Origin of the sequence: Pseudomonas sp. KK4, assembly GCF_001984065.1 — a bacterium.
In the GTDB taxonomy this organism is placed as follows: domain Bacteria; phylum Pseudomonadota; class Gammaproteobacteria; order Pseudomonadales; family Pseudomonadaceae; genus Aquipseudomonas.
This window is the reverse complement of record NZ_LYVP01000253.1, coordinates 1-763: the sequence shown is the minus strand read 5'-3', so window position 1 is coordinate 763 and position 763 is coordinate 1. Positions and strand designations below refer to the sequence as shown.

Below are 763 nucleotides of genomic sequence, written 5' to 3'. Positions count from 1 at the left end.
TGATCGAGACCAACCCGGTCCTCACCGACCTCAAGCAGTTCATGAGTTCGGACTACCTGCTTGCCAGCCTCGGCTATGACCCCGATCAAAGCGCCAAACGCCTGGGCGACGGCTTCTTCGAACAACGGTTGATCCAGCAAGCGGTGGTCGAACGCACCGGCCAGCGCTTCATCGATGGCCAGACCTCCGACGAGGCCATGTTCAAGTACCTGATGAACAACGCCATCGCCAGCAAGGATGCGTTGAACCTGTCCGTAGGCGTGACCCTCACCGCCCAGCAAGTCGCGGCCCTGACCCACGACATCGTCTGGCTAGAAGAGCATGAGGTGAACGGCGAAAAGGTGCTGGTGCCGGTGCTGTACCTGGCCCAGGCCGACAATCGACTGGCACCGAACGGGGCGTTGATCCAGGGCAACGACGTCAACCTGATCGCCGGCCAGAACCTGAACAACGCCGGCACCCTGCGCGCCACCCACAACCTGGCGGCGTCCGCCGGGCAAGACCTGACTAACAGCGGCCTGATCGAAGCCGGCAATCGCCTCGACCTGCTTGCGGGCAACAACATCATCAACCAGTCCGGCGGCGTGATCGCCGGGCGCGACGTCAACCTGAACGCCCTGACCGGCGATGTCATCAACGAGCGCACCGTCACCCGCACAGAGTTCAGCAACCAGGGCTACGCCCAACAACGCGACTACCTCGACAGCGCCGCGCGCATCGAAGCCGCCAACGACCTGACCATCGGCGCCGGCCGGGACGTGCT

1 pseudogene is annotated in these 763 nt (G+C 63.7%); it reads left to right on the top strand.

The annotated features are described in order from the left end of the window. Nucleotides 1-763, top strand: a pseudogene (locus B0W55_RS29385) (S-layer family protein); the annotation flags it as partial.